The sequence below is a fragment of the Streptomyces anatolicus genome (genome assembly GCF_019400875.1).
Lineage (GTDB): Bacteria > Actinomycetota > Actinomycetes > Streptomycetales > Streptomycetaceae > Streptomyces > Streptomyces anatolicus.
The window spans coordinates 1-5,547 of record NZ_WMBF01000424.1; the positions used below are offsets into that span (position 1 = coordinate 1).

Genomic DNA, 5,547 nt, shown 5'->3' on the forward strand with positions numbered 1-5,547 from the left:
GTGCCGGGGAAGGGACCGAGCGGGCGCGCGGACCAGGACGCGCCGCCGCTCTCGCTGATCTGCGGCCGTATGCCGAAGGCGAGTTCGACGGCGGCGGAGAGGCCGCGCCGGGTGCCGCGGACGCGGTGCAGCGCGACGGCGGAGGCCACCGCGTGCCGGCGCGTCGGCAGCGGCTCGGTGCCGTCCAGCTCCGTGCCGACCCAGTCCGTCAGCCACCCGAGGAAGTCCTCCGGCGCCAGGGCGGGCGTGAAGTACGCCTCCAGACAGTCCAGGACGGTGAAGACGGGCGCGAGCACGACATCGAGCCCGGAGACGAACCGCAACGCGAAGTCGTCGTCCGCGAACACGGCCGGCAACTGCTCGCCTAGCGGGTGCGCGGAGACGAGCCCGGGCAGCGAACCACGCCCCGGGCCGCTTCCGGGGCCGCTTCCCGGGATGCTTCCCGCGCCGGGAGCCGCGTGGCCGCCCGCCGCCTTGAGCGGCCCCGCCTTGCGCAGATCCGCCGGCCGGGACTCGGCCGCCCTCATCGCGCCTCGATGACACGTACGCGGTGGTCGAACGGGAACAGCAAGGCGGACGGCGTGAGTTCGATGCGGTCGGTGGCGTCGCCCCGGCGGCCGGTGAGGGGGTCGGCGGGGTGCAGGAGGACCTCGTCGACCAGCTCCACGCCCGGCACGCGCTGGAGCGCGGCGAAGATCTCACCGGCGCGCAGCGGACGCCCGAACGGCCAGCCCGCCCCGTGCGCCCCGCCGGTCAGCGGGTCCAGGTAGGCGTAGAGCGCGTCGAGGGCGTCGGCCCGCACCCGCTCGGCCTCGGCGGCGCGGAACGAGTGGAGCGTGGCGACGACCGTGACGCCCTGGTAGAAGGGCGGCCCGACCGCGAGCCGGGTGCCGATCGGGCGGCGGTCGTCGAGGAAGTGCGTGACGCGGGCGAGGAGTTCGTCGCCCGGCACCAGCTGCTCGAAGCGCAGGCGGCCGCCGCGGTCCGGCACGGCCTGCGGGACGACGAGGACACGGACCGCGTTCTCGCCCGCGTCGGACGCCTCCGCCGCCAGGCAGTGGATGCGGGCCGTCTCGGGCGCCGCGCGCCGCGCCAGCTCCTCGTAGTCGCGCGCGGTCACCGCGCGCTCCTGCGCGCGCAGCGCGATCGGCGCCCGCACCTTCGCCTCCTGCACGGTCTCGCCGTCCACTCCGCCGCGCGCGGCCTCACGGTTCTCCACGCGGGACACGTACGGGATGGAGCTGCGCAGCACCTGGATCGCGCCGCGCGCCACGTTGCCCGCGCGCCCGCCGCCGGTGCGGTAGCGCGTGGCGCGGATCGCGGCGCCCTTGGCGGGCACCGCGCCGAACTGCCGCAGCGTGCCGTCCGGTTCGCGGACCGCGGGCCCGAAGGCGATCTCGCCGGTCGCCGCGTCCAGGGTGACGTGGCGGTCGTACGGGCCCGACGCGGCGAAGTGGTCCACGACCTGCCACGCCTGCCAGCCCGGAGCCTCCTCGTCGGAGGTCCCGGAGTCCTCCGCGACCTCCAGGAGCAGCGGCGGCCGGTCCGCGACGACCGGCGCCTGCGCGAGCCGCACGCGCTGCCCGGGCACGCCCGTGGAGTCGCCGAGCGGTTCGTCGCGTACGACCTCGGCGTGCGCGACGGTGGTCGTGCCGCCGATGGTGAACGCGGACGCGGCCCGCACGGTCGGGGACGCGCTGTAGAACGGCTGGCCCTGGGCGGCCTCGACGACCCGGCAGCGCAGCCAGCCCGCGTCCTGCCTGCCGATCCGGGAGACGAGGTGCCCGGCGGGGATGTGCAGGACCACGTCGCCGGGCCGGTTGAGGCCGCCGGTGGAGTCCTCCTCCACCTCGCACTCCGTCCACCCCTCGGCGGTCCACGCCTCCCACACCAGCGGCGGCTGGCGCGGGTCGACGCCGACGCCGTCCACGCGGCTGTCCAGTTGCAGTACGGCCACGCAGGCGGGCACCGCCGCGCTGAGCCCGAAGAGGAGTGTGTCGCCGGGCCGGGGATGTTCGGCGAAGACGCCCACGTCACGCCCGCCGAACACGTCCTGCCCGCAGTCCTGCGGTGTGCCGCCGGCCTCCTGGCGGAGCACGGCGTCCAGTTCGCAGGGCACCACCGTCAGATCCGCCTCGGTCGCGAAGGCCACCGCCTCCTCGGTCTCGGTGCGGCCGGTGGCCACCTCCGTCCCGGCGGGCAGCACCACCGGCTCGGCCTGGGGCGCGGAGAGCCAGAAGGTGACGTCGGCGCGGGCCGCCGAGGGCGGGAAGAGGGTGACGCCGAGCAGGTCGAGGAAGGCCAGGTGGTTCTTCTCCGGCACGCGGTTGAGGCGGTAGACGACCTGGTCGGCCATGTGCGCGACCGCCTCGACGAGGGTGACGCCCGGGTCGGAGACGTTGTGGTCGGTCCACTCCGGGCAGCGCTGCTGGATGTAGCGCTTGGCGTCGTCGACGAACTGCTGGAAGCGCCGGTCGTCGAGGTGGGGTGCGGGCAGGGCCATCGGACTTCAGACTCCGCTCTCTGATTCCGTGGACGGGATCACGTAGAAGGGAAAGACGAGGCTGCGCGGGTTGTTGACGCCGCGCACGGTGTAGCTCACGTCGATGAACAGGACGGACGGGTCGTCGGGCGCCGGGCTGACCTCGACGTCCAGGACCTCGATGCGGGGCTCCCACCGGTCGAGCGAGGAGCGCACCTCGTAACGGATGCGGCCCGCCGTCGCCTCATTGACGGGCGCGAACACCAAGTCGTGGACGGCACAGCCGAATTCGGGCCGCATCGGCCGCTCGCCGGGCGCGGTGGCGAGCACGAGCCGGATCGACTCCTCGATCTCCCGCTCGCGACGGGCCAGCGCGATGCCGCCGCCCGCGTCCGTGCGCAGCGGGAACGTCCAGCCCGCGCCGACGAACTGCTCACTCATGTCCCTCCACCTCCCTGGCCACCCTGGTCACGCCCCTCGTCCTCACTGGATCAACCCCACTAGAAAGGCAGGCCGTTGCGGAGCACGGCCGGGGCGTTCAGCGTGACCGTGGCCACCGAGTTGACCGCGACCGCGCCGACCGCGGTGACGGCGACCGCGGCGGCCGCGTTGACGGCGACGGCACCGGCCGACTTCAGACTGACGGCACCGGCCGCGTTGATGTCCGCCATGGCTCCCGCGGTGACGCCGAACTTGGCGCCCGCCTTGATGTCGACCGCCCCGCCGGCGCTCATCGTCAGCGAGCCGCCCGCGGTCAGCGACAGATTGCCGCCCGCCCTGATGCTGACGTTGCGGGTCCCGGAGATGGAGACCGAGCCGTCGCTCCGGATGGTCACGCTGGTGCGCGTCTCGTCCATGTGGACGGTGAGCCGCCCGTTGCCCGTCTGGAGCCGGATACCGCTCTTCATACGGGACTTGGCGTCCACCAGCTCGACGGTGTGACCGCTGCGCGAGGCGATCGAGCGCCAGTTGACACGGCCGCTGGTCGGATCGACCGCGGGCAGCCCGTCCGTACCCGGCGTCGGTTTGTCGACGCCGTTGTAGAGACCCGCGAGCACATACGGATGCTCCAGCGAGCCCCGGTCGAAGGCGACGAGCACCTCGTCACCGACCTCGGGCAGCATCAGCCCGCCGCCCCGCACCCCGCCCAGCTGCGCGATACGGCACCAGTCGCTCTCGTACGTGTCCGAGAGCCAGGGGAACCGCAGCTTCACGCGGTTCATCCGGAGCGGATCCTTGGCGTTGCTGACCAGGGCCATGGCGACGCCCGGCATCGGCGGGGCGGCGTCGGCGCCCCCGGACGCGAGACCGTACAGCGAGCGGAACTGCCGCCCCGAGACGGTCAGCCACGTCGTGAACGGCCGCCCCGACTCGAAGAGATGACGCACTCCGGTCGCCGTGTACTTCCCCTCGAAGGGGAACCCGGCCCCCTTCAGCGCCACGGGCTGCCCCGGCCGCAGCTCGGGGTTGCCGGTGACCGCGACCTCGACCTCCGCGAAGGAGCCCGTCACGTCCTCGGCCAACGACCTAGCCGCGTGGGTGACTTGGGCCTGGGTCGTGTACGGCGTCCCGGTGTCCGTCAGCTCGGCCCTGCCGAACGGCTGCGAGAGCTGCGCGGGGGTGATGTCGGCGACGATGTCCTTGCTCGTGACGGCCGGGGACTGCGCCGACAGGGCGCGCTTGGCCCGCATGTCCCAGCCGCGCACCCCGGCCGTGGCGACCTGCCCGGCGGCGGTCACCGCGACCCGGCTGTGCAGCGCGTTGTGCCCGAATTCCAGGACGTACGGGCTCTGCGCGGCCGGGGTCGTGTCGGCGGGCGCGCCCGCGGCGGGCGTCAGTTTCGCGAAGCACAGCTTCCCGTCCTCGTCGAACGACAGATGGGTGTCGTTCTCCTGGGCGAGGCGCGAGAGGAAGTCCCAGTCGGTGATGTTCGGCTGCGTGGCCAGCTCGTAGACCGTGGGCGTGGCGTCGACCTTGCCGAGCCCCAGGCCGCTGAGGGCGGCGACCCGGCGCACGATGTCGGAGGCCGTCATGTTCGGGAAGCCCTGCACGCGGCGGTTGCGCAGCAGCCGGTGGCCGGGGTCGTAGCCGCGTACGACGAGGGACTTGCCGCCCGCGTCGGCGTCCACCTCCAGGGCGGTCACCTCGCCGGTCAGCATGGGCTTGCCGCGCACCCCGTCGGTGAAGGGGCACAGGACAGCCTTGGCGCCCACCTTGATCTGCGGGAACTTCTCCAGGATGTCGCCGCCCGCGTCGGCGAAGGTCAGCTGGAAGGCGGACGGCACGTTCACGCTGGAGTCCACCCAGCCCTCGACGAGCAGCACGGCGAGCTTGTCCGGCAGCCGGGAACCGCCGATCTCGGCGTGCAGGACGCTCGTATACGTCTTCTCACTCATCGCGTGTACGTCTTCTCACTCATGCGGACTCCACGTGGGCGCGGGCCGGGCGGGCCTCTTCGGCGGCGGGCAGCAGCAGTTCCGTGCCGGGTCTCAGCCGCATCGGGTCGTCGATGTCATTGGCCTCGGCGATCAGCCGCCAGCGGGTGGCGTCCCCGTACTCCCGCCAGGCGAGCGAGGCCAGCGAGTCCCCGGCGACGGTGCGGTGCACGCGGCGGGCGGAGAGCGCGCCGGACGTCGGGTTCTGCCCCTTGGTGGGCATCGCCACCTCGGTGAGCGACAGCGCGCAGGTCGCGCGGATCGGCTCGCCCGTCGGATTGAACAGCGTGAAGGTCGCGCTGACACTGGTCACGTACGCCACGAACCGCACGGTGTTGAACGACCCCCAGGAGAACCGCACCCAGGGCGGCGAGGGCCGCTTGGAGGTGACGCTCTGGGGCGTCACCTCGCAGCAGGAGAGCAGCAGCTCCACCTGCTTCTGCACCTTGCCGGAGTTCGGCTCGCCCGACGAGTCGAGGAACACCTCCAGCTGGAGCGTGGCGGGCACGGACCCGGTGAACTTCGGCGGCGCGCCCCGCATATAGGCGACCGCGGGCTGTGTCCGCCACTCGGCGGAGCGGGCCATCTGGAGCTGCGTCGGGTTGAACTGGAACTCGACCTCGCCGATCT

The 5,547-nt window shown here is 73.2% G+C and carries 5 protein-coding genes; all 5 read right to left on the reverse strand.

The window, feature by feature from the left end; translation table 11 throughout:
- Positions 1 to 527, reverse strand: a 527-nt coding sequence (locus GKQ77_RS26570) for a phage tail protein (RefSeq protein ID WP_258022007.1), incomplete at its 3' end; no start/stop codon positions are given.
- Positions 524 to 2,503: a putative baseplate assembly protein gene (locus tag GKQ77_RS26575; RefSeq protein WP_219691465.1), complete on the reverse strand. Its 1,980-nt coding sequence runs from the start codon at positions 2,501 to 2,503 to the stop codon at positions 524 to 526. The genes GKQ77_RS26570 and GKQ77_RS26575, both read right to left, overlap by 4 nt.
- 6 nt (positions 2,504 to 2,509) lie before the next feature.
- Positions 2,510 to 2,923, reverse strand: a complete 414-nt coding sequence (locus GKQ77_RS26580; protein ID WP_125515608.1) for a GPW/gp25 family protein — start codon at positions 2,921 to 2,923, stop codon at positions 2,510 to 2,512.
- Between the two features lie 59 nt (positions 2,924 to 2,982).
- Complete coding sequence (locus GKQ77_RS26585) at positions 2,983 to 4,878, reverse strand: VgrG-related protein (protein WP_219691466.1); 1,896 nt, start codon at positions 4,876 to 4,878, stop codon at positions 2,983 to 2,985.
- Positions 4,879 to 4,897: 19 nt separating this feature from the next.
- Positions 4,898 to 5,547 (reverse strand): CIS tube protein (locus GKQ77_RS26590; protein WP_219691467.1); only part of this gene is annotated, 650 nt, incomplete at its 5' end.